Origin of the sequence: Halomonas aestuarii (genome assembly GCF_001886615.1) — a bacterium.
Taxonomy (GTDB): domain Bacteria; phylum Pseudomonadota; class Gammaproteobacteria; order Pseudomonadales; family Halomonadaceae; genus Halomonas; species Halomonas aestuarii.
In genome coordinates, this window is the sequence record NZ_CP018139.1 from 841,378 (window position 1) to 860,820 (window position 19,443).

17 protein-coding genes are annotated in these 19,443 nt (G+C 69.5%); 5 read left to right on the forward strand and 12 right to left on the reverse strand.

Annotated elements, in window-relative coordinates; genetic code table 11:
* Positions 1 to 87: 87 nt before the first annotated feature.
* From glyA to BOX17_RS03765, 5 genes are all read right to left on the reverse strand, one after another.
* On the reverse strand, positions 88 to 1,353 hold the full coding sequence (gene glyA, locus BOX17_RS03745) for a serine hydroxymethyltransferase (RefSeq protein WP_071942120.1): 1,266 nt from the start codon (positions 1,351 to 1,353) through the stop codon (positions 88 to 90).
* 123 nt (positions 1,354 to 1,476) lie between these two features.
* The gene (locus BOX17_RS03750; RefSeq protein WP_071942121.1) at positions 1,477 to 2,874 is read right to left on the reverse strand and encodes a hypothetical protein; all 1,398 of its coding nucleotides are present in this window, start codon (positions 2,872 to 2,874) and stop codon (positions 1,477 to 1,479) included.
* Positions 2,875 to 2,947: 73 nt separating this feature from the next.
* Positions 2,948 to 4,375 carry a hypothetical protein gene (locus BOX17_RS03755; RefSeq protein ID WP_071942122.1) on the reverse strand — a complete coding sequence of 476 codons (1,428 nt, stop codon included), beginning with the start codon at positions 4,373 to 4,375 and terminating at the stop codon, positions 2,948 to 2,950.
* A gap of 9 nt (positions 4,376 to 4,384) precedes the next feature.
* Complete coding sequence (locus BOX17_RS03760; RefSeq protein ID WP_071942123.1) at positions 4,385 to 7,012, reverse strand: ABC transporter permease; 2,628 nt, start codon at positions 7,010 to 7,012, stop codon at positions 4,385 to 4,387.
* A complete protein-coding gene (locus tag BOX17_RS03765) occupies positions 7,009 to 7,725 on the reverse strand; it encodes an ABC transporter ATP-binding protein (protein WP_071942124.1) in 717 nt (238 codons plus the stop codon). The genes BOX17_RS03760 and BOX17_RS03765 overlap by 4 nt, the downstream gene beginning before the upstream one ends.
* Positions 7,726 to 7,825: 100 nt before the next feature.
* Between BOX17_RS03765 and BOX17_RS03770 the strand changes: the two genes are divergently transcribed.
* The gene (locus tag BOX17_RS03770; RefSeq protein ID WP_244272295.1) at positions 7,826 to 8,443 is read left to right on the forward strand and encodes an arylesterase; all 618 of its coding nucleotides are present in this window, start codon (positions 7,826 to 7,828) and stop codon (positions 8,441 to 8,443) included.
* Here the strand turns inward: BOX17_RS03770 and BOX17_RS03775 are convergent.
* Together BOX17_RS03775 and BOX17_RS03780 are read right to left on the reverse strand one after the other, a co-directional pair.
* Positions 8,434 to 9,339 (reverse strand): DMT family transporter, encoded by a 906-nt coding sequence (locus BOX17_RS03775; RefSeq protein ID WP_244272212.1) that lies wholly within the window; start codon positions 9,337 to 9,339, stop codon positions 8,434 to 8,436. The genes BOX17_RS03770 and BOX17_RS03775 overlap by 10 nt on opposite strands.
* On the reverse strand, positions 9,336 to 9,605 hold the full coding sequence (locus BOX17_RS03780; protein WP_071942127.1) for an Rdx family protein: 270 nt from the start codon (positions 9,603 to 9,605) through the stop codon (positions 9,336 to 9,338). Before BOX17_RS03780 ends, BOX17_RS03775 begins: the two co-directional genes overlap by 4 nt.
* Before the next feature lie 56 nt (positions 9,606 to 9,661).
* Here BOX17_RS03780 and BOX17_RS03785 point away from each other — a divergent pair, with 56 nt between their 5' ends.
* The 4 genes from BOX17_RS03785 to ettA all read left to right on the forward strand — a co-directional run bounded on the left by BOX17_RS03785 (position 9,662) and on the right by ettA (position 13,771).
* Positions 9,662 to 10,975 (forward strand): MFS transporter, encoded by a 1,314-nt coding sequence (locus tag BOX17_RS03785; RefSeq protein WP_071942128.1) that lies wholly within the window; start codon positions 9,662 to 9,664, stop codon positions 10,973 to 10,975.
* A 115-nt stretch (positions 10,976 to 11,090) separates the two neighbouring features.
* Positions 11,091 to 11,522 (forward strand): PAS domain-containing protein, encoded by a 432-nt coding sequence (locus BOX17_RS03790; RefSeq protein WP_071942129.1) that lies wholly within the window; start codon positions 11,091 to 11,093, stop codon positions 11,520 to 11,522.
* Between the two features lie 280 nt (positions 11,523 to 11,802).
* Positions 11,803 to 12,018, forward strand: coding sequence for a PA3496 family putative envelope integrity protein (locus tag BOX17_RS03795; RefSeq protein ID WP_071942130.1), 216 nt, complete (start codon positions 11,803 to 11,805; stop codon positions 12,016 to 12,018).
* Between the two features lie 91 nt (positions 12,019 to 12,109).
* The gene (ettA, locus tag BOX17_RS03800; RefSeq protein ID WP_071942131.1) at positions 12,110 to 13,771 is read left to right on the forward strand and encodes an energy-dependent translational throttle protein EttA; all 1,662 of its coding nucleotides are present in this window, start codon (positions 12,110 to 12,112) and stop codon (positions 13,769 to 13,771) included.
* Positions 13,772 to 13,898: 127 nt separating this feature from the next.
* Here the strand turns inward: ettA and lpxL are convergent, their stop codons facing one another.
* The 5 genes from lpxL to BOX17_RS03825 form a co-directional block, all read right to left on the reverse strand.
* On the reverse strand, positions 13,899 to 14,813 hold the full coding sequence (lpxL, locus tag BOX17_RS03805) for an LpxL/LpxP family Kdo(2)-lipid IV(A) lauroyl/palmitoleoyl acyltransferase (protein ID WP_071942132.1): 915 nt from the start codon (positions 14,811 to 14,813) through the stop codon (positions 13,899 to 13,901).
* Between the two features lie 19 nt (positions 14,814 to 14,832).
* Positions 14,833 to 15,933 carry an alanine racemase gene (gene alr / locus BOX17_RS03810; protein WP_071942133.1) on the reverse strand — a complete coding sequence of 367 codons (1,101 nt, stop codon included), beginning with the start codon at positions 15,931 to 15,933 and terminating at the stop codon, positions 14,833 to 14,835.
* A gap of 194 nt (positions 15,934 to 16,127) precedes the next feature.
* Positions 16,128 to 17,141, reverse strand: coding sequence for an RNA polymerase sigma factor RpoS (gene rpoS, locus BOX17_RS03815; protein ID WP_071942134.1), 1,014 nt, complete (start codon positions 17,139 to 17,141; stop codon positions 16,128 to 16,130).
* Between the two features lie 122 nt (positions 17,142 to 17,263).
* Positions 17,264 to 18,436 carry a peptidoglycan DD-metalloendopeptidase family protein gene (locus BOX17_RS03820; protein ID WP_071942135.1) on the reverse strand — a complete coding sequence of 391 codons (1,173 nt, stop codon included), beginning with the start codon at positions 18,434 to 18,436 and terminating at the stop codon, positions 17,264 to 17,266.
* Positions 18,429 to 19,442: a DUF368 domain-containing protein gene (locus BOX17_RS03825; protein WP_083582062.1), complete on the reverse strand. Its 1,014-nt coding sequence runs from the start codon at positions 19,440 to 19,442 to the stop codon at positions 18,429 to 18,431. The genes BOX17_RS03820 and BOX17_RS03825 overlap by 8 nt, the downstream gene beginning before the upstream one ends.
* Between the last annotated feature and the right edge of the window lies 1 nt (position 19,443).

Here is a 19,443-nt window from a genome sequence, read left to right on the forward strand (position 1 = left end):
GGTAAACCGTGCAGGACGGGGCTGATAAATCGTGCGGAGCGGTGACTAGGAAAGCAGTGAGGGGCGCCTGACTCGGCGCCCCAGGGCTCAGCGATAGACGGGCAGGCGGGCGCAGACCGCCTCGACCTTGGCCTTCACCTCGGCCTCGATGGCGGCGGTGTCGTCACCGGCGGCCATGACGTCGAGGATGTCGCAGATCCAGCCGGCGAGCTCACGGCACTCGGTCTCGCCGAAGTCGCGGGTGGTCACCGCCGGGGTGCCGATGCGCAGGCCCGAGGTCACGAAGGGGCTCTGGGGATCGCCGGGCACGGCGTTCTTGTTGACGGTGATGTGGGCACGGCCCAGGGCGGCGTCCGCATCCTTGCCGGTCAGGCCCTGCTTGATCAGCGAGAGCAGGAAGAGGTGGTCCTCGGTGCCGCCGGAGACGATGTCGAAGCCGCGCTCGATGAACACGCCGGCCATGGCCTGGGCGTTCTTGACCACCTGCTGCTGGTAGGTCTTGAAGCCAGGCTCCATGGCCTCCTTGAAGCACACCGCCTTGGCGGCGATGACGTGCTCCAGCGGGCCGCCCTGGCCGCCCGGGAAGACCGCGGACTGCAGCTTCTTCTCGATGGCCTCATCGCCCTCGGCGGAGAGGATCAGGCCGCCGCGCGGACCGCGCAGGGTCTTGTGGGTGGTGGTGGTGACCACGTGGGCGTGGGGCAGCGGGGTCGGATAGACCCCGGCGGCCACCAGGCCGGCGATGTGGGCCATGTCGACCAGCAGGAAGGCGCCCACCTCGTCGGCGATCTCGCGGAACCGGGCCCAGTCGATGATCTGGGAGTAGGCGGAGAAGCCGGCGATGATCATCTTCGGCTGGTGCTCGCGGGCCAGGCGCGCCACCTCGTCGTAATCGATCAGGCCCTGCTCGTCGAGGCCGTACTGCACGGCATGGTAGTGCTTGCCGGAGAAGTTCGGCTTGGCGCCGTGGGTGAGGTGCCCGCCCGCGTCGAGGCTCATGCCCAGAATGGTATCGCCTGGCTTGACCAGGGCCTGGAAGACGGCGCCGTTGGCCTGGGAGCCGGAGTGCGGCTGGACGTTGGCGTAACTGGCGCCGAACAGCTCCTTGGCATAGTCGATGGCCAGCTGCTCGACGATGTCGACGTACTCGCAGCCACCATAGTAGCGCTTGCCGGGATAGCCTTCCGCATACTTGTTGGTCAGCTGGCTGCCCTGGGCCTCGAGCACCCGGGGGCTCGCGTAGTTCTCGGAGGCGATCAGCTCGATGTGCGCCTCCTGGCGTGCGACTTCCTTCTGCATCGCATCGAACAGGACGTCATCGAAACCGGCAATCTGCATGTCACGGCTGAACATCGGCGGGAAACCTCGCATCACGGGAGAATCTGGGGCCCACATGATACCCCACCCCCCGGCGGCTTTCACATGAAAGGCGATCATGGGCCACCGCCGTCTCGTTCACGTCGGGCAGGGGGCGGCTCAGCGGCTCTCCACGCGCATCTCGAGCCGTTCCGGCAGGGCGAGGGGATCGGCGGAGAGTGCCTCGAGCTCGCTGTCGGCGGGCAGGGTCAGGTGGATGGCGAGCTCGCTGGCCTCCCCCGCCATCATCGCCACCAGGCCGCTGAACAGCGCCTCGAACTCCGGGCCGAGCATCATGCCGAACCCCTGGGCCTGGGTGCGCGCCTGCTCCAGGAACACCGCCTCGCTGACGCCCTGGCTGGCCGCCATGATCGTCGGCAGGCGCCCGAAGAGCCCCAGGTCGGAGAGCGTCGCGTCGACCCGGCCGCCCAGCAGGGTCACCCCCTCCAGGCTGTCCATCCGCGCCAGGAAGACGGCCGGCTCCACGCCCTCGGGCAGGCGCACCGGCAGGTCGGCGTCCAGCGCCCAGCCGAAGGCCTCGTCGGCCGTGATGGTCAGCTCGCCCAGCAGGCGGCTGGCCGTCTCGCCCGACTCCCAGCGTCCGGTGGAGGCCGCATCGATCCGCAGCTGCCCGCTGCCGTCGGTCAGCACGTTGCTGGCCATGCGCAGCTGCGTGCGCTCCTCCTCCGGCGCCAGGGTGATCATCCTGGCGAGGTCGAGGTCCAGCGCCTCGAGCCGGAAGCCGCCCTCGCCGTCCGCCATGTCGCCATCGACCTCCAGGGACGACAGGGCCGCCACGAGCCGGTCGGACTCGATGTCCAGGTCGCGCACCTCGAGGCGGTCCAGTTCCCGCTCCTCTTCCGGGCCCTGGAGACCGCGCAGCCCCTCCACCCGCGCGAAGCCCACGGAGAAAGTGCCGCTGCCGAACTCGTCATCGCCCTCGGCCTCCCCCGCCAGACCGCTGAACTCCAGGCTCTCGATGGCGTCGCGACCGAGCCCCGTGGCCTGCAGGCGCTCGACGGCGATCCGCCCGCGGCCCTCGCCGCTCTCCTCCCCCGGCACCCGGCCGGCGAACTCGGCGGAAAGCGACTCCACGGCGAGCCCTCCGACCGTGAGACCCTCGGGCCAGGTCTCCTCGTGGAGCGGCAGGACCGCCCGGGAGGGCGCGTCGAGCAGCAGCGTCTCGGCGCTCAACCGCGACTGCTCGCGCCCGGGGGTCTCCAGGCGGATGCCCTCGATGCGCACCTCGTCGGGGCGGTCGTAGTCTCCGCTGACCTCGTAGCGATCGAGCCACAGCTGCTGGCCGTCGGGCCCGGCGAAATGCAGGTCGCGGGCGGTGACCCGGTCGCGGATCAGGGCCTCGGAGACCTCGCCGATCTCGAGCGTCCCCTCGTCGGCGAACAGGGCCCGCAGGTCGTCCTCCAGCCGCTCGGCCGGGCCGCGCTCGTCGGCTAGGGCCGGCAGGGAAAAGGAGAGCGTCAGGGCGGCCAGGACAACCGGCCAGGAGATCGGACGCATGGGGGCACCTCTCGTGTGGTCATGACGGGAACTGATCAGCAGTCTAGCGTGCCCGCGTCGCGGCGAGCCAGGCTCATGGCGGCGAGGCCAGCCGCAGCTCCAGCCGACGATTGACCTCCTCGAGGACGGCGAGGCGCGCCTGGCGCTTGTCGTCGCAGGCGATCAGCGCCCACTCCGCGCCCGGGGCCTGGGTGCGCGCGAACATCTCGTCGATGGCCGTCGCGTAGTCCCCCCAGCGCTCGCGGTTGCGCCAGTCCTCGTCGGTGAGCTTGTGGCGCTTGTGGGGCGTGGCGGCCCGGGCCTCGAAGCGGCGCAGCTGCTCCTCCTGGCTGATGGCCAGGAACAGCTTGCCGAGCACGGCACCGTGGGCCAGCAGCTGGCGCTCGAACTCGCGGATCTCCGCAAAGGCGCGCCGCCAGGCCGCCTCGGGGGCCAGCCCCTCGACCCGCTCCACCAGTACCCTGCCGTACCAGCTGCGGTCGAAGATGGCGATGCGCCCGTCGGCCGGCAGGCGACGCCAGAAGCGCCAGGCCCAGGGCAGCGCCAGCTCCTCGTCGCTGGGGGCGGCAATGCGGTGGACCCGATACTGGCGGGCATCCAGGGCCTCGGTGACGCGATGGATGCCGCCGCCCTTCCCCGCCGCGTCGAGTCCCTCGAAGGCCAGCACCACCGGGATGCGCCGGCGGGCCACCTCCCGGGCGTTGATGGCCAGCCGCCCCTGGGCATCGACGAGGCGTGCGGCATAGCTCGCCTTCTTCATCGGCGCCGGCACACGGGGATCGGCGTGGCGTATCGAGGGGGCCGCCAGGGCCTCGTCGGGCACCGCTTCGGGCATGGCGCGGGGCGGCGCCGGCGGCGCGACCAGGGTCTCGTGCAGCAGGGCTCCGACCCGCCGGAGCTGTGCCGGCCGGTCGCGGAAGTCGAGCCGACGCCAGGGCGCATGATCGGCCGCGGTGGCCTCGCGCATCTCGCTCCCCAGGGCGCCGATGGCGGCATGCTGCAGGTGTCGCTGCCAGTCGGTATCACTCAGCTGCCAGGCACGGACCGGGTCCTGCTGCAGCGCCTCCAGGTGGCGGCGCTGCTCGTGACGGCCGATATCCATCCACAGCTTGAGCAGGACCACGCCCTCGGCGGCCAGCTCGGCCTCGAAGGCGCGGATCTCCGCCAGCCTGTCCCGGAAGGCCCCCGGCGAGAGGCGTCGTTCGGCCCGGGCGAAGAGCGCATCGCCGTACCAGCCGTGGATGAAGATGCCGATGCGGCCGCGATCGGGAATGCGCCGCCAGAAGCGCCACCAGTAGGGTCGCTCGCGCTCCTCGCTGCTGGGCCCCAGGGCATGCACCTCGGTGTGGCGGTTCTCCAGCCAGTGGTTGAGCTCGTTGACCAGCCGTCCCTTGTGGGTGACGGCATGGCCGGTCAGCAGCACGATCACCGACCGCTCCCGGTGATTGACGAGGTCGAGCTGGACCTCCAGCAGGCGGGCACGCAGGGTCTCGGTCTTCATGACCCTGCCTCAGGCCTCGCCCAGCAGGCCCAGGCTCGCCGCCGGGGCCTGGCGGCGAAGGCCCCGGGAGAGCAGGTGCCCAATGACGCCGATCAGCAAGGCGCCGCCCAGCGGCAGGGCCAGCCACAGCCCCCAGTGGAAACGGGGCGCCAGGTCGAACCAGGCGAGGTAGATGCCCGCGGCGGCGAGTTCGGCGAGCAGCGCGCCCATCAGGCCGCTGGCCAGGCCGAGGATGGCGAACTCGGCGCCCTGAACCCGGGAGAGCAGGCGGTTGCCCGCGCCGAAGACGCGCAGCAGGCCGCTCTCGTGGGCCCTCACCGGGCGGCTGGCGGTCAGGGCGGCATAGAGCACGCTGATGCCGGCCAGCAGCACGAAGGCCAGCACGAGCTCCACCGCCCGCGTCACCTGGGCCAGGACGTCACGCACCTGGCCGAGGATGGCGTCGATGTTGAGCAGCGAGACGCCGGGGAAATCACGAACCAGCTGGCGCAGCGTGTCGTTCTCGGCGTCGTTCAGGTGGAAGGCGGTGATGTAGCTGTGGCCGAAACGCTCCAGCACGCCGGGCGGGAAGATGACGTAGAAATTGGGTCGGAAGCTGTCCCAGTCCAGGTTGCGCAGGCTGGTGAGTTCGCCGACGACCTCGGCGCTGCCGATGGTGAAGGTCAGGGTATCGCCGAGCTCCATGCCGAAGCGCTCGGCCAGGCCGTCCTCCATGGACATGGGCACCGGGGCCGGGCTCGCATCGGGCGCGGGCCGGGCATCGACGGCCGCCATCCAGTTCCCGGACTCGTCGCTGTGGAGAGCATCAGAGCCGAGCGCATCGAACCACTCCCCCGCCACCAGGCGGTTGCCCTCGGGCAGGCGCTCCTGCCAGGTGAGGTTGAGCTCCCGGCGCAGGGCGTTATCGCCCCGGGACTCCGGAGGCACCATCTCCCGCGGCGGCTCGCCGTTGAGGGCGGTGATCCGGCCGCGCACCATGGGATAGAGGGCGCTGCGGGCATCCGCGGCCCCTTCCAGCACCGCCGAGAAGGCGTCGCGCTCGCCGGGCTGGATATTGATGGCGAAGTAGTTGGGGGTGTCTTCGGGCAGTTGGTCCTGCCAGGTGGTGAGTAGGTCGCCGCGCACCAGGAAGATCATCGCCACGGCGAAGAAGGTCACCGAGAAGGCCAGCAGCTGGCCGAGGCTGGCCTGGCGCCGCCGGGCCAGCTGCTGACCGCCCAGGCGCAGCGCCTGGACCAGCCCGCCCTCCTGGCCGCCGCGCCGGGGCAGGCGCGAGGCGAGCCGGAACAGCAGCCCGAGCAGCAAGTTGCCGGCCCACCACAGCACCACCAGCATCGCCAGGCCGCCGACCAGAAGGCCGGCCGAGAGCAGCGGGTCGCCGGAGTAGAGCCACAGCAGGCCGCCGAAGACCAGCGCGGCCACGGCCACCACCAGCCAGGCCGAGGCCGGGAGGGGGTCGAGCTCGCGACGCAGAACCTTGAGGGCGCTGACCCGCTTCAGACGCAGCAGGGTCGGGCCGGCGAAGCCCACCAGCACCGCCAGGGCGGTGAGGATGCCCAGCCACAGCGGCAGCACCCCGGGCGGCGGCAGTTCCAGCGGCAGGAAGGTGGTCAGCAGGCCGAGCAGCGCCGCCTGACCGGCCAGCCCAAGCAGGGCGCCGACCATTGATGCCGCCAGCGCCAGCCACATCAGCTGCAGGGCGAAGAGCCGGGTGAGCTCGGCCTGGGTGGCGCCGAAGCAGCGCATCAGCGCGGCGGTATCCAGGTGCCGATCCACGTAGCGGCGGGTCGACATGGCCACCGCCACGCCGGCCAGCAACACGGCGGCGAGCCCGGCCAGGCTGAGGTACTTGTCGGCGCGTTCCAGGGCATTGCCCAGGCCCGGGCGGTCGCGTCGCACGTCGCGGACCTCTACCCCGTTGCGGCGCAGTCGCTCGAGCAATGGCTCGACGCTGGACACGGCCTCGGCGGGGCCCGCCGCGAGAATCTCGAACTCGACCCGGGAGCCGGGCTGCACCAGGTTGGTGGCCGGCAGGTCGTCGACATGCATCATCAGCCGCGGATTGAAGCTGCCGAAGCCCGCCGACTGATCCGCCTCGCGCTCGATCAGGCCGCCCACGGTGAGCTCGGCCTGGCCCACCCGGATCCGGTCGCCGATCTCGACCTCGACCAGCAGCGCCAGACGCGGCGCCAGCCAGGCCTCGCCGGGCGGCGGCCCGTGGTCGAGCAGCTCGACGCCGTCGCCTCGATCGACATGGTTGGCGCCGAAATGCGGATAGACCGCATCCACAACCTTGAGGCTGGCCACCTGGAAGGCGTCGCCGTGGCTGACCATGGAGACCATGTCGACCTGGTCGCTGAGCACCAGGCCGGCGTTCTCGAGGGTGTCGCGGACCTCCTCGTCGAAGGGCCGGCCCTGCTCGAGGACCAGGTCCCCGCCCAGCAATTGTCCGGCCTGGCGGGTCAGGCCCTTGTCCAGGCGATCGAGGAAGAAGCCGATCATGGTGGAAGCCGCCACGGCCAGGGCCAGGGCGATGAAGAGCGCGCGCACATCAGCGGCACGCAGGTCACGGATCAGGCCCCGGAGTGAGAACCGCAGCAGGCGTGTCAGCGTTCGCAGGGGGCCGGCATCGCTCATGCGCTCACCTCGTCCATGGCCATCTCGACCAGCCGGCCCTCCTCCAGCCGCAGGCAGCGGTCGCAGCGCCGCGCCAGTGCGTGGTCGTGGGTCACCAGCACCAGGGTGGTGCCCGCCTCCTGGTTGAGGTCGAAGAGCGCAGAGATGATGCGCTCCCCGGTGGCCGGATCCAGGTTGCCGGTGGGCTCGTCGGCAAACACCAGCTCGGCGCCGGTGACGAAGGCCCGAGCCAGGGCGACGCGCTGCTGCTCGCCGCCGGAGAGCTGCTTGGGCAGGTGGTCCAGGCGCTCGCCCAGGCCCACCCGGGTCAGCCAGTCGCGCGCCCGGGCCTCGGCATCGGTCTGCGGCGTGAGCTCCAGCGGCAGCAGCACGTTCTCCAGGGCGGTGAGCGTGGGCAGCAGCTGGAAGTTCTGGAACACGAACCCCACCCGGCCGGCGCGCAGTCGTGCCCGGCCATCCTCGTCGAGCTCGGCCAGCGGCTGGCCGAACAGTTCGAGGGTGCCGCCGCTGGGCGCGTCCAGCCCGGCCAGCAGGCCCAGCAGGGTCGACTTGCCCGCCCCGCTCTGCCCGAGGATCGCCACGCTCTCGCCGGGGAACACCGTGAGGCCAAGACCACTCAGAATGGTGAGTTCCCGTTCGCCGCTCCGGACCTGCTTTAGAAGATGGTCGGCGTGTAGAATCGGGGCGCTATCCGTTCGTGAGGAGATGGTCATGGCAAAGGGCTTCCCTGTTCCTGGAGTCGGAAGTAGTGGTGAGTCACGGCAACTGATGCGAGCCCTCGCGGCCTGTCGGCGGCGGGCAGCGGTCGCCGGCATGGCCCTGCTGCTGGCCCTGGTCGTGCCTCCCGCCCAGGCCGAGGAGCGCCCGTTGCTGCTGGTCATGGGCGACAGCCTGAGCGCCGCCTACGGCATCGAACGGCAGGAAGGCTGGGTCAGTCTGCTCGACGAGCGCCTGGACGGAAAGGCGAATGTCGTCAACGCCAGCATCAGCGGCGAGACCAGCAGTGGCGGGGCCAGCCGGCTTCCCGACCTTCTGGGACAGCACGAGCCCCACATCGTTCTGCTCGAACTGGGCGGCAACGACGGGCTGCGCGGCCTGCCGCCGCGCCAGTTCGAGGCCAACATGGCGGACATGATCGAGGCCAGCCAGGCGGCCGGTGCCGAGGTGCTGCTGCTGGGGATCGACATCCCGCCCAACTACGGCCAGGCCTATCGCGACGCCTTCACCGGGGTCTATGACCGCCTCGCCGAGGAGTTCGACGTTCCCCTGGTGCCCTTCCTGCTCGAGGGCATCGCCCTCGACGACAGCCTGATGCAGGACGACGGCATCCACCCCACCGCGGCCGCCCAGCCCCGCATCCTCGATACCGTCTGGCCGGAACTCGCGCCACTACTGGAGGAGAACGGCCTGACCCTGGCGGTTCATGACTGAGTCGCCGCCGCCGGGGCCTTCTGCCACTGCTGGAGCCCCAGGCCGCCCAGGATCAGCACCAGGCCGACCAGGGTGGAGGGCAGGATCGGCTCGCCGACGATGAAGAACAGCAGCAGCAGGGACACCGGCGGCGAGAGGAAGATCAGGTTCGAGACCTTGGCCGTGCGCGACACCTTGTGCACGGCCAGTTGCCAGAGCACGAAGGCGATGCCCATCTCGAAGAGCCCCACGTAGACCCCGGCGCCCAGCCCCGCCCAGCCGTGCCACTGCAGGCCGGGGCCGAGCAGCAACAGGACCGTCAGCACCGGCACCCCGACGCTGAAGTTCTGCCACTGGGCCACCAGCGGCGGGCGGTGGTCGCGGGCATTGAGCAGCCAGTAGAGCGCCCAGAGCAGCGTCGAGGCCAGTGCCAGGCCGACGCCCAGGGGATCGGCGAAGGCCACGTCGAACACCGCCCCGCGTGTGGCGATGACCCAGACGCCCGCGTAGGCGATCAGGCCGGCCATCACGTCGATGCGGGTGAGACGATGGCCGAGCAACGGCACGGCAAGGAAGGCCATCGCCAGCGCCCAGGTGTAGTTGAGCGCCATGGCCTCCTGTCCCGGCAGGCGGTCATAGGCCCCGAAGAGCACGAGGTAGTAGGCCACCGGGTTCATCAGCCCCGCCCAGGCCGCGGTGCGCCAGCCGCGCCTCAAGGCCTGGCCCAGCAGCCCCTGGCGCGCCACCAGCACGCCGATCAGCGCCCAGGAGACCAGCGAGGCGAGCCACATCAGTTCCAGCGGCGACATGTATCCAAGCGCCACCTTGAAGGCCGTGGCGACCGTCGACCAGAGCGCCACCGCGCCCAGGCCGAAGAGCATCGCCTGGCGGTCCTGGTGAGCAATCGCCTGGCTCATCGGTCGATATGCCCGAGGTCGCGTCCGGGGTCGAGACGGTCGCGGACCGCCTGCTTGAGCGCCTTGATGTCCGGGAAGCCCCCGTCGCGCTTGCGCTCCCAGAGGGAGGCCTCGTCCATGAGGATCTCGAAGTGGCCACCATGGGAGGGCGAAAGCTCCACGCCCGCGAGGTCCTCGCCGAAGGTGGAGAGCAGTTCCTGGGCGTACCAGGCACTGCGCAAGAGCCACTGGCACTGAGTACAGTAGTGGATTCTGATGCGTGACATGGGACCTCGAGTGTCGCGACAATGTTGGCCTCGATGATAACAGCCAGGGAGTGCCGATGGCCGCCCCCGAGATCAGCCAGACCCACCTCTATGAATGGCTCACCGGCGACGAGGACAGCCGGATGTGTCGGGATATCCCCGAGGCCGCCTGCCGGGAGCAGCCGCGCAACTTCTTCCTGCATCTCGCCGCCTCGCTGGGCAACAAGCTGGCCGACGAGCTCGCCAGCGCCCGCCTGGTGCTGCCCTGGCTGCTGGGGGTGATCGGCGCGCCGCTGTGGATGGTGGGCCTGCTGGTGCCGATCCGCGAGTCCGGCGCCCTGCTCCCCCAGCTGTTCGTGGCGGGCTTCGTGCGCCTCAGGCCCGAGCGCAAGTGGGCCTGGGTGCTCGGCGGTCTCCTGCAGGCCATCGCCGCGGGCCTGCTCGCGCTGCTGGCCCTGTTCGGCAGCGGGGGCATCGGGGGCGGGCTGGTGCTGGCGGTGCTGGTGGCCCTGTCGCTGGCCCGGGGCCTGTCGTCGATCGCCACCAAGGACGTGCTGGGCAAGACCATCGCCAAGCAGCGTCGCGGCACCCTGATGGGCTGGAGCGGCAGCGTGGCGGGCGGCGTCACCCTGGCCGCCGGCGGCGTGCTTATGCTGTTCGGCGACGGTCCCGGGGAGCTGGCGCTGGCCGTGCTGCTGGGCGTGGCCTCGCTGGGCTGGGCCGTCAATGCCCTCTGCGCGGCTCGCATCGAGGAGGTCCCCGGTGCCGTGGAGGGGGGCGAGAACGCCTGGGACAGCATCCGGCAGGGCCTGGGCCTGCTGCGGGACGACCGGAACTTCCTGCACTTCAACCTCGCGCGCGCCCTGCTGCTGGCCAGCGCCCTGGCGCTGCCCTACGTGGCCCTGCTGGGCCAGGAGCAGAGCGGCGCCGAACTCGGAGGCCTGGGGATCCTGATCGTCGTCTCGGGTGTGGCCGCCATGCTGGCGAGTCCGCTATGGGGTAAGCGTGCCGACGCCTCGAGCCGGCGCGTGATGCGCGACGGGGGGCTGGGCACCGCGGCCGGCTGCCTGCTCGGCGCGCTCTTCGCCTGGTGGCCGGCGGCCTGGAGCGAGACCATCTGGCCCTATGCGCTGGTCTATGCGGTCCTGGTGATCGTCCATGCCGGCGTCCGGCTGGGCCGCAAGACCTATGTCGTCGACATGGCAGGCGCCGACAACCGGGCGCTCTATGTGGCGCTCTCCAACACCCTCACCGGCGTGCTGATGCTGGCCGTGGGCGGGGTCGTCGGCCTGCTGGCGCAGTGGCTCGGCAGCGCCGGGCTGCTGGCGATCCTGGCCCTGATGGGCCTGGCCGCCGCCGCCAGCGCCCAGCGTCTGCCCGAGGTGGAATGAGCGTCCAGCGTCCAGGCGCGTTGAAATCCCGCCGCCGGCTGGCCATGATGTTGCTAATATCTCACCCCATGCCGCCAGGAAGCGCGGCATGGGCACCGCGACAGGAAGCCCCTGCATGAAACGATCCCCGCTGATCAGCCCGGAACTGCTGGAACGCATCGTCGATGCCTCGGAGGACGGCATCGTGGTCGCCGAGCAGGAGGGCGACGAGAACATCCTGATCTACGTCAACCAGGGCTTCGAGCGCCTCACCGGCTACAGTGCCGACGAGATCCTCTACCAGGATTGCCGCTTCCTGCAGAACGAGGACCGCGACCAGCCGGGACTCGACGCCATCCGCAAGGCCATCCAGGAGGGTCGCCCCTGCCGCGAGGTGCTGCGCAACTATCGCAAGGACGGCACCCTGTTCTACAACGAACTCTCCATCACGCCGGTGCACGACGAGGACGACAACCTCACCTACTACATCGGCGTGCAGAAGGACGTGACCGAACGCGTCGAGGCACAGATGGAACTCGAGCGGCTCAAGGCCGAGCAAGGCCTCTGACAAGCCCCCGCGCATGTTCGGGTGCGGCCTTTACCAGCCCCCGCGCATCTCCGGGCGCGGCCTCCAGCATCCCCCGCCCACGGCCGAGCGCGAGCGCGGCGACGAGGCGATGAAAAAATGTCCCCTCGGGGGGTTGCCCTCCTCCCGCCGTGAGGATATATAGCCACCAGGCAATGACCGTTGCCGCTGGCGCTTCAGGTTCCACCCACCGGGACGCGAAGCGATCGAATGATCCGCCGGAGACTTCGACCTTCGGCCCCGGGCCATGGGAGGACATCGCATGAGCCAAGAACCCCTTCTCGACACCCCCTTTGATGACGACCAGGACTACCTGGAGGCGGTCAACGACGACGAGGCTCGCTCGCGCCCCAGCAGTCGTGCCGATACCCTGCGGGCTCGCCGCCGCGTGGAGGCGCTGCTCGAGGAGCGCCGGCTGCGACGCGCCATCGAGGACGACTGGTCCCTCGGCGAGGCGTTCGAGGAAGAGGAAGAGTAACGAAAGGCTCCACCACCCGGGGACGCTGGCCTTTGCCGTCCCCGGGCTCTATCATCGTGGCCACTGAAACTCCCCAACAAAGTGGCTCTACATGGCGCAATACGTCTACACCATGAACCGGGTGGGCAAGGTCGTGCCCCCCAAGAAGCAGATCCTCAAGGACATCTCGCTGTCGTTCTTCCCGGGCGCCAAGATCGGCGTGCTGGGCCTCAACGGCGCCGGCAAGTCGACCCTGCTGCGCATCATGGCCGGCGTCGACACCGAGTTCGAGGGTGAGGCGCGCCCCATGCCGGGCATCAACGTCGGCTACCTGCCCCAGGAACCCCAGCTCGACGACGACAAGAACGTCCGCGAGACCGTGGAAGAGGCCCTGGGCGAGATCAAGGCCGCCCAGGAGCAGCTCGACGCCGTCTACGCCGCCTATGCCGAGCCGGACGCCGACTTCGACGCCCTGGCAGCCGAGCAGGCGCGCCTGGAGAACCTCATCGAGGCCTCCGACGCCCACAACCTGGACCGCAAGCTCGAGGTGGCGGCCGAGGCCCTTCGCCTGCCCGCCTGGGAGGCCCGCGTCGGCCATCTCTCCGGGGGCGAGCGCCGCCGCGTCGCGCTGTGCCGCCTGCTGCTCTCCAACCCGGACATGCTGCTGCTCGACGAGCCGACCAACCACCTGGACGCCGAGTCGGTGGCCTGGCTGGAGCGCTTCCTGCACGACTACAGCGGCACCGTGGTCGCCATCACCCACGACCGTTACTTCCTCGACAACGTGGCGGGCTGGATCCTCGAGCTCGACCGCGGCCAGGGCATCCCCTTCGAGGGCAACTACTCCGGCTGGCTGGAGGCCAAGGAAAAGCGCCTCGAGCAGGAAGCCAAGCAGGAGGCCTCCAAGAACAAGGCCATCAAGCAGGAGCTGGAGTGGGTGCGCAGCAATGCCAAGGGCCGCCAGGCCAAGAGCAAGGCGCGCCTCAACCGCTTCGAGGAGATGCAGTCGGGCGACTTCCAGAAGCGAAACGAGACCAACGAGATCTACATTCCGCCCGGCCCGCGCCTGGGCGACAAGGTTATCGAGTTCCACGACGTGGCCAAGGCCTTCGATGGCCAGCTGCTCTACGAGGACCTGTCGTTCAGCATTCCCAAGGGGGCGATCGTCGGTATCGTCGGCGGCAACGGCGCCGGCAAGTCGACCCTGTTCAAGCTGATCACCGGCAAGGAGCAGCCCGACGCCGGCGAGGTGGTGCTCGGCGATACCGTCGACATCGCCTACGTGGAGCAGCTGCGGGATGCCCTCGACAACAAGCAGACGGTGTGGGAGGCGGTCTCCGACGGCCAGGACATCCTCAACATCAACGGCTATGAGGTCTCCTCGCGGGCCTACGTGGGTCGCTTCAACTTCAAGGGCAACGACCAGCAGAAGCGCCTCTCGGAGCTCTCCGGCGGCGAGCGGGGTCGCCTGCAGCTGGCCCAGACCCTGAAGCAGGGCGCCAACGTGCTGCTGCTCGACGAGCCCTCCAACGATCTCGACATCGAGACCCTGCGCGCCCTGGAAGAGGCCCTGCTGGCCTTCCCCGGCTGCGCCATGGTGATCTCCCACGATCGCTGGTTCCTCGACCGCATCGCCACCCACATCCTCGCCTTCGAGGGCGAGTCCCACGTGGAGTTCTTCGAGGGCAACTACACCGAGTACGAGGCCGACCACAAGAAGCGCGTGGGCAACGACACGCCGCACCGCATGAAGTACAAGCGCATCGACGCCTGATCGAAACGCCGCACCCAGTTCACCGCCCCCTCGCCCACCGGCAGGGGGCGGTTTTCATTGGTCGCCTGGAAGGGGCACCCCGGGTTATTCGTCGTCGGCCAGGCCGCGACCGTGAACGTGACCCGCCTCAGTAGAGCTTCGGCTCTCCCCGGGGGCGGGTCTTGAAGCGCCGGTGGAGCCAGAGGTACTGCTCCGGATGGCGGCGGATCGCCGCCTCGATGACGGCGTTGATCCGGGCGGCATCGGCCACCTCGTCGTCGCTGGGGAAGTCCGCAAGCGCAGGCAGGTACTCCAGGGTATAGGTGCGATCGTCCGGGTTGCGGTGGAAGATCAGCGGCATCACCGGCGCCCCGGTCATGCGCGCGATCTTGGCGGTCAGCTTGATTGTGGCCGCCTCGATGCCGAAGAAGGGCGCGAAGACGCTGGCGTCGCGGCCGAAGTCCTGGTCCGGCGAGTACCAGACGTTGTGCCCCGCCTTGAGCCGGCGCACCACGCCGCGCAGGTCGCGGCGATCGATGGCCCGGCCGAAGATCCGGCTGCGGGCCCGGGTCATGAACCGTTCGAAGAGCGGGTTGTCATGGGGCCGATAGACCACGTCGGCGGGGAAGAACAGCGAATGCAGGGCGCCACCCAGGTCCAGGGTGGAGAAGTGGATGCCGATGATCAGCACGCCCTGCCCCCTTCCCTGGGCCCTGGCCATGTGCTCCTGCCCCCGGAAGGTCACCCGATGGCGCAGGTGCTCGGGGTCCCGGCACCAGCCGGTGGCCGTCTCGAGGATGCCGATGCCGTTGGCGATGAAGCTCTCCCGGACCAGGGCGGCCTGCCGGTCGGCATCGAGTTCGGGAAAGCACAGCCGGATGTTGGTCTCGGTGATGTGCCGGCGCGACTTGGCGAAACGCCAGGCGGCCAGGCCGATGGCCTTGCCCACCCACAGCTTGAGGCGCCAGGGCAACCAGGCGCCGAGGTGCATGGCACCGATGGCCAGCCAGGTCCCCCAGAAGCGGGGATGGGCGAAGCGGGTCGGGGAATCGTCCTTGGTCATGGGGCCCTCGCGGCGGGAGTCAGCCCCCATGGTACCGCCTGGGCACCCTGGGGAGCACCCCGGTGAGCAGGGTGTAGCTGATGGTGTCGCAATGGCGCGCCACCTCGTCCACCGACAGCACCTCGCCGTTCTCCGCCCGGCCCCAGAGGACCACCTCGCTGCCGATATCGGCCTCGGGAATATCGGTGAGGTCCACCGTCAGCATGTCCATGGAGACCTTGCCGGCAATTGCGGTGCGCTGCCCCGCCACCAGGGCCGGGGTGCCGTCGACCGCGTGGCGGTCGTAGCCGTCACCGTAGCCACAGGCCACCACGCCGATCCGCGAGGGGCGCGGCGCCCGCCAGCGTCCGCCGTATCCCACCGGCTCCCCCGCGGCGATCTCGCGCACGGCGATGATCGCGGAGCGCAGGGTCATCACCGGGGCCAGTCGGCGACTGGCCTCGTTGGAGGCTTCCAGCGGGTCGCTGCCATAGAGCATCACCCCGGGACGGTTCCAGGCGCCGTGGGAGGCGGGCCAGGCCAGGGTCGCGGGCGAGTTGGCCAGGCAGGTGGGGGCATCGAGCCGCCTTGCCAGGGCGTCGAGCAGCGTCATCTGGCACTGGAAGTAGTCGGGCGCCAGGGCATCGGCGGTGGCGAAGTGGCTCATCAGGTGCAGGTCGCAGGCGTGGTCCGGGGCCGCGACGAGCCGCTCCCAGACCCGTTCCACCTGCTCGGGGGGAAAGCCCAGGCGGTGCATCCCGGAATCCACCTTGACCCAGACCGGAATGGGCCGGGCGGGACGATAGGCGAGCAGCGCCTCCAGCTGCCACTCGCTGTGGACCGCCATCCAGAGGCCCAGCGCCTCGACCCGCTCGAGTTCGGCGGCCTCGAAGACCCCCTCCAGCAGGACGATGGGGGCCTTGATGCCCCCCTCGCGCAGCGTCTCGGCTTCCTCGAGGCAGGCCACGGCGAAGGCCGGCGCCAGGTCCTCGAGCGCCCGGGCACAGGCCAGGGCCCCATGGCCGTAGGCATCGGCCTTGATCACGGCCACGGAATGGCTGTGGGGCGCCTGGTCCCGGGCGATACGGTAGTTGTGACGAAGGGCATCGAGGTCGATGTCGGCAATCAGCGGCCGGGCCATGGTCGGTATCCTGTCGCGTCGCGGGAAAGCCATGATTATCCCCCAAAGAAAAGGGGATTTCATGGCAAGAGACGCTGCATGACATGCCACGCCTGGGGTTTTATTCTAATCAGAAACTGATGGACAGCTTTATCAACTGCCCGCTGCGAACCTCAGGGGATGATCCTGCCGGAGATGGCCTCCGGCAGGCGCTGTCACTCGAAGATGGCATCCAGGGAGAGGCCCTGCTTGTCGAGCATGCGGCGCAGCTTCTTGAGGGCTTCCACCTGGATCTGGCGGACCCGCTCGCGGGTCAGGCCGATCTCCTCGCCGACCTGCTCGAGGGTGGCGGCCTCGTGGCCTCGCAGGCCGAAGCGGCGCACCACCACCTCCATCTGCTTCTCGGTGAGCTCGGCCAGCCATTCGTCGACGTGCTGGCGGACGTCGCCATCCACCAGGGTCGACTCGGGGCCCTGGTCGTTGTCGTCGGCCAGGGTCTCGATCAGCGGCTTGTCGCTCTCGCTGCCCATCGGATAGTCGACAGAGGAGACCCGCTCGTTGAGGCCCATCATCTTCTTGACGACTTCCACCGGCTTGTCGAGGTGGTCGGCGATCTCCTCGGCCGTGGCCTCGTGATCCAGCTTCTGGGTCAGCTCGCGAGCCGCCCGCAGGTAGATGTTGAGTTCCTTGACCACATGGATCGGCAGCCGGATGGTGCGGGTCTGGTTCATCAGGGCCCGCTCGATGGTCTGGCGGATCCACCAGGTGGCGTAGGTCGAGAAGCGGAAGCCGCGTTCGGGGTCGAACTTCTCCACGGCGCGGATCAGGCCGAGGTTGCCCTCCTCGATGAGGTCGAGCAGGGTCAGGCCGCGGTTGAGGTAGCGACGGGCGATCTTCACCACCAGGCGAAGGTTGGATTCGATCATCCGCGAGCGGCCGAGGGGATCCCCCTTGCGGGCCAGGCGTCCGAAGAAGACCTCCTCCTCGGGCGTCAGCAGCGGCGAGAAGCCGATCTCGTTGAGGTAGATCTGCGTGGCATCGAGACTCTGGCGATGGTGGCGATCCTCGCGACTCAGCGCCTTCTCGAAGGCATCCTCGTCGTCGACCAGCGCCTCCTCGTCGTCGACTTCCTCCCGCTCCAGTGCATCTTCCGTTTCGACAGCGTCCTCGTCCGCCTCGTCGGCAGACGCCAGATTCACACCCTGAAGGTCCCGTTCAAGCATGCTCATCGATTACTACCCCATGGTTGCGTCCAGGCGTCGTGGCTCCACTTACGGACGATCGACGCACGAAATTATTATTGTGTGGTACCCCGGAGCGCCTGCATCGGGAGGCAACCGACCCGCGGGGGTCAGCGCGTCGGCAGGTACTCGAGGGGATCCTGAGGTTGGCCGTCCTTACGCACCTCGAAGTGCAGCCTGACATCCTCGGCATCGCTGTCACCCATGGTGGCGATGACCTCACCGGCCTCGACCACATCGTTCTCCTTCACGTTCAGGGTGTCGTTGTGGGCGTAGGCACTCAGGAACTGGTCATTGTGCTTCAGCAGGATCAGGTTGCCATAGCCCCTGACGCCGCTGCCCGCATAGACCACGATGCCTGGTCCGGCCGCCTTGACAGATTGCCCCTTTTGACCAGCGATATCAATGCCGGCAGTGATGCTGCCTCCCTTGCCAAAACGGCCGACCACTTCACCGGGCGCGGGCCACTGCCAGTCGACCTCCTCCACCGGCGTATAGCTACGCCCGGAGCGTTCCTCGGAGGCCGGCTCACCGGCGACCGAGGTCCCCGCATCGGCGGCCACCGCCGCCTCGCCGTCACGTTCGGGCGCTTCCTCGGCGACCTGCTCGGGGCGCTCCTGTGTCCCGGCGTCAGCGGTCTCCGCCTCCGGTGCAGCGGCGTCGGACTGCTCGGCCCGCGCCGCGCGCTCCCGACGTTCGGCCAGGTCGCGCTCGCTCAGGTTGCCGTCCGCCCCCGGGCTGTCGTAGCTGTAGACCGGGCCCGGTCCCTGGTCGGCGCCCGACACGGCATCGGCACTCTCCATGGCCGCCTGGCTGGGGCCCTGGGCCGCATCGCCCTGTGGCTGGCGTTCGGCCGCGAGGCGGCGATTGCGCTCGATGGCGCTCTCGTCCGGCAGCAGCCAGTCGAGGTCCCCGTCGCTCCCGGAGGCTTCACTGCCGAGGCCGGTGGCCACGACGCCGGCACCGCCGGTGGCGTCCTGTGCCTCGGCCTGCCCGGACGCCGTGTCACTGCTGCCCTCGCCGCCCAGCACCAGGCGCTGGCCAGGCTCGATGCGATAGGGCGGACCGATACGGTTGAGGCGAGCGAGATCGCGATAGTCCATGTCATGGCGCCAGGCGATACCGTAGAGCGTATCCCCCGCCTCGACGGTGTATTCCGCGGGCCTCGCGTCCGTCCGAGAGGCCGAAAGGTCGCGGACCTGGACCGTCCGGCTCTCGCCCTGTTGGGCGGCACAGCCGGCCAGCGCCAGCGCCAGCCCGGAAATCAGAAATACCTTATGCATCGGAGCCTTCCTCCTTGTCAGCACCTTGTGGGGGGCCGGATGCCGCCGCCCGGCGGTTCTCCGGCCGAGAGGCGTCGGGGCCTGCGGAGCGGTTGGCCCAGCTGATCAGCAGCACCAGGGCGGCGCCGGCCAGGATCAGGGCCGTCACCGCCAGCAGACGGGCGGGTTCACCGGTCAGCTCGGCGAAGCCGGTCGGGGTCAGGTAGCGGTAGTCGAGGGGAATCATCTGGCCCTCCGGCCCCAGCTGGTAGCGTACCAGCTCACGCCACGGCCAGAGTACCGGCAGCGAGCCGATGATGAAGCCGACCAGCAGCTGCAGGGTCGCGGTGTGATGATGACGCAGCAGCCAGGAGAGCAGCCGCGAGAAGCCGAACAGGCCGATCAGGCAGCCCACGCCGAACAGCGCGATCAACCCCAGGTCGAAGCCGCGGATGCCCTCCATCACCGTGCCGTAGAGCCCCATGGTCAGCAGCAGGAAGCTGCCAGACACGCCGGGCAGCAGCAGCGCGCTGATGGCGATGGCCCCGCCCACCACCAGCACCAGATCGGGGTTGCCGAGCTGGGTGACCAGCGGCATCAGCGACGGCAGGCCGTGGGCCAGCAGCAGGCCACCGGCCAGCGGCAGCAGGTGCCACCACTTCCAGTCGGCCGGATGACGACTGACCACCACGGCCGAGGCGGCCACCAGGCCGAAGAAGAAGCCGTTGAGCAGCTGGGGATAGTCCTCCATCAGCCAGACGACCAGGTGCGCCACGCTGAACAGGCTGAGGAAGATGCCGGTCAGCAACGGCAGCAGGAAGGTCAGGTTGAGGTGCACCGCCAACAGCGGCAGCCCGCCACGCCGCCAGGCCACGAAGGCGCTGGGCCCGAACTGCTTGATGCTGTGGATCAGCTCCTCGTAGATGCCGGTGACGAAGGCGATGGTGCCGCCGGACACGCCGGGCACCGCATCGGCAGCCCCCATGCCGGCGCCCCTGAGAAAGATACCGAGATGACGCTTCAACAGC

Coding starts and splice junctions, on each gene's coding strand:
- glyA (WP_071942120.1), bottom strand. CDS start 1,353: ATGTTCAGCCGTGACATGCAGATTGCCGGTTTCGATGACGTCCTGTTC.
- BOX17_RS03750 (WP_071942121.1), bottom strand. CDS start 2,874: ATGCGTCCGATCTCCTGGCCGGTTGTCCTGGCCGCCCTGACGCTCTCC.
- BOX17_RS03755 (WP_071942122.1), bottom strand. CDS start 4,375: ATGAAGACCGAGACCCTGCGTGCCCGCCTGCTGGAGGTCCAGCTCGAC.
- BOX17_RS03760 (WP_071942123.1), bottom strand. CDS start 7,012: ATGAGCGATGCCGGCCCCCTGCGAACGCTGACACGCCTGCTGCGGTTC.
- BOX17_RS03765 (WP_071942124.1), bottom strand. CDS start 7,725: ATGACCATCTCCTCACGAACGGATAGCGCCCCGATTCTACACGCCGAC.
- BOX17_RS03770 (WP_244272295.1), top strand. CDS start 7,826: ATGGCCCTGCTGCTGGCCCTGGTCGTGCCTCCCGCCCAGGCCGAGGAG.
- BOX17_RS03775 (WP_244272212.1), bottom strand. CDS start 9,339: ATGAGCCAGGCGATTGCTCACCAGGACCGCCAGGCGATGCTCTTCGGC.
- BOX17_RS03780 (WP_071942127.1), bottom strand. CDS start 9,605: ATGTCACGCATCAGAATCCACTACTGTACTCAGTGCCAGTGGCTCTTG.
- BOX17_RS03785 (WP_071942128.1), top strand. CDS start 9,662: ATGGCCGCCCCCGAGATCAGCCAGACCCACCTCTATGAATGGCTCACC.
- BOX17_RS03790 (WP_071942129.1), top strand. CDS start 11,091: ATGAAACGATCCCCGCTGATCAGCCCGGAACTGCTGGAACGCATCGTC.
- BOX17_RS03795 (WP_071942130.1), top strand. CDS start 11,803: ATGAGCCAAGAACCCCTTCTCGACACCCCCTTTGATGACGACCAGGAC.
- ettA (WP_071942131.1), top strand. CDS start 12,110: ATGGCGCAATACGTCTACACCATGAACCGGGTGGGCAAGGTCGTGCCC.
- lpxL (WP_071942132.1), bottom strand. CDS start 14,813: ATGACCAAGGACGATTCCCCGACCCGCTTCGCCCATCCCCGCTTCTGG.
- alr (WP_071942133.1), bottom strand. CDS start 15,933: ATGGCCCGGCCGCTGATTGCCGACATCGACCTCGATGCCCTTCGTCAC.
- rpoS (WP_071942134.1), bottom strand. CDS start 17,141: ATGAGCATGCTTGAACGGGACCTTCAGGGTGTGAATCTGGCGTCTGCC.
- BOX17_RS03820 (WP_071942135.1), bottom strand. CDS start 18,436: ATGCATAAGGTATTTCTGATTTCCGGGCTGGCGCTGGCGCTGGCCGGC.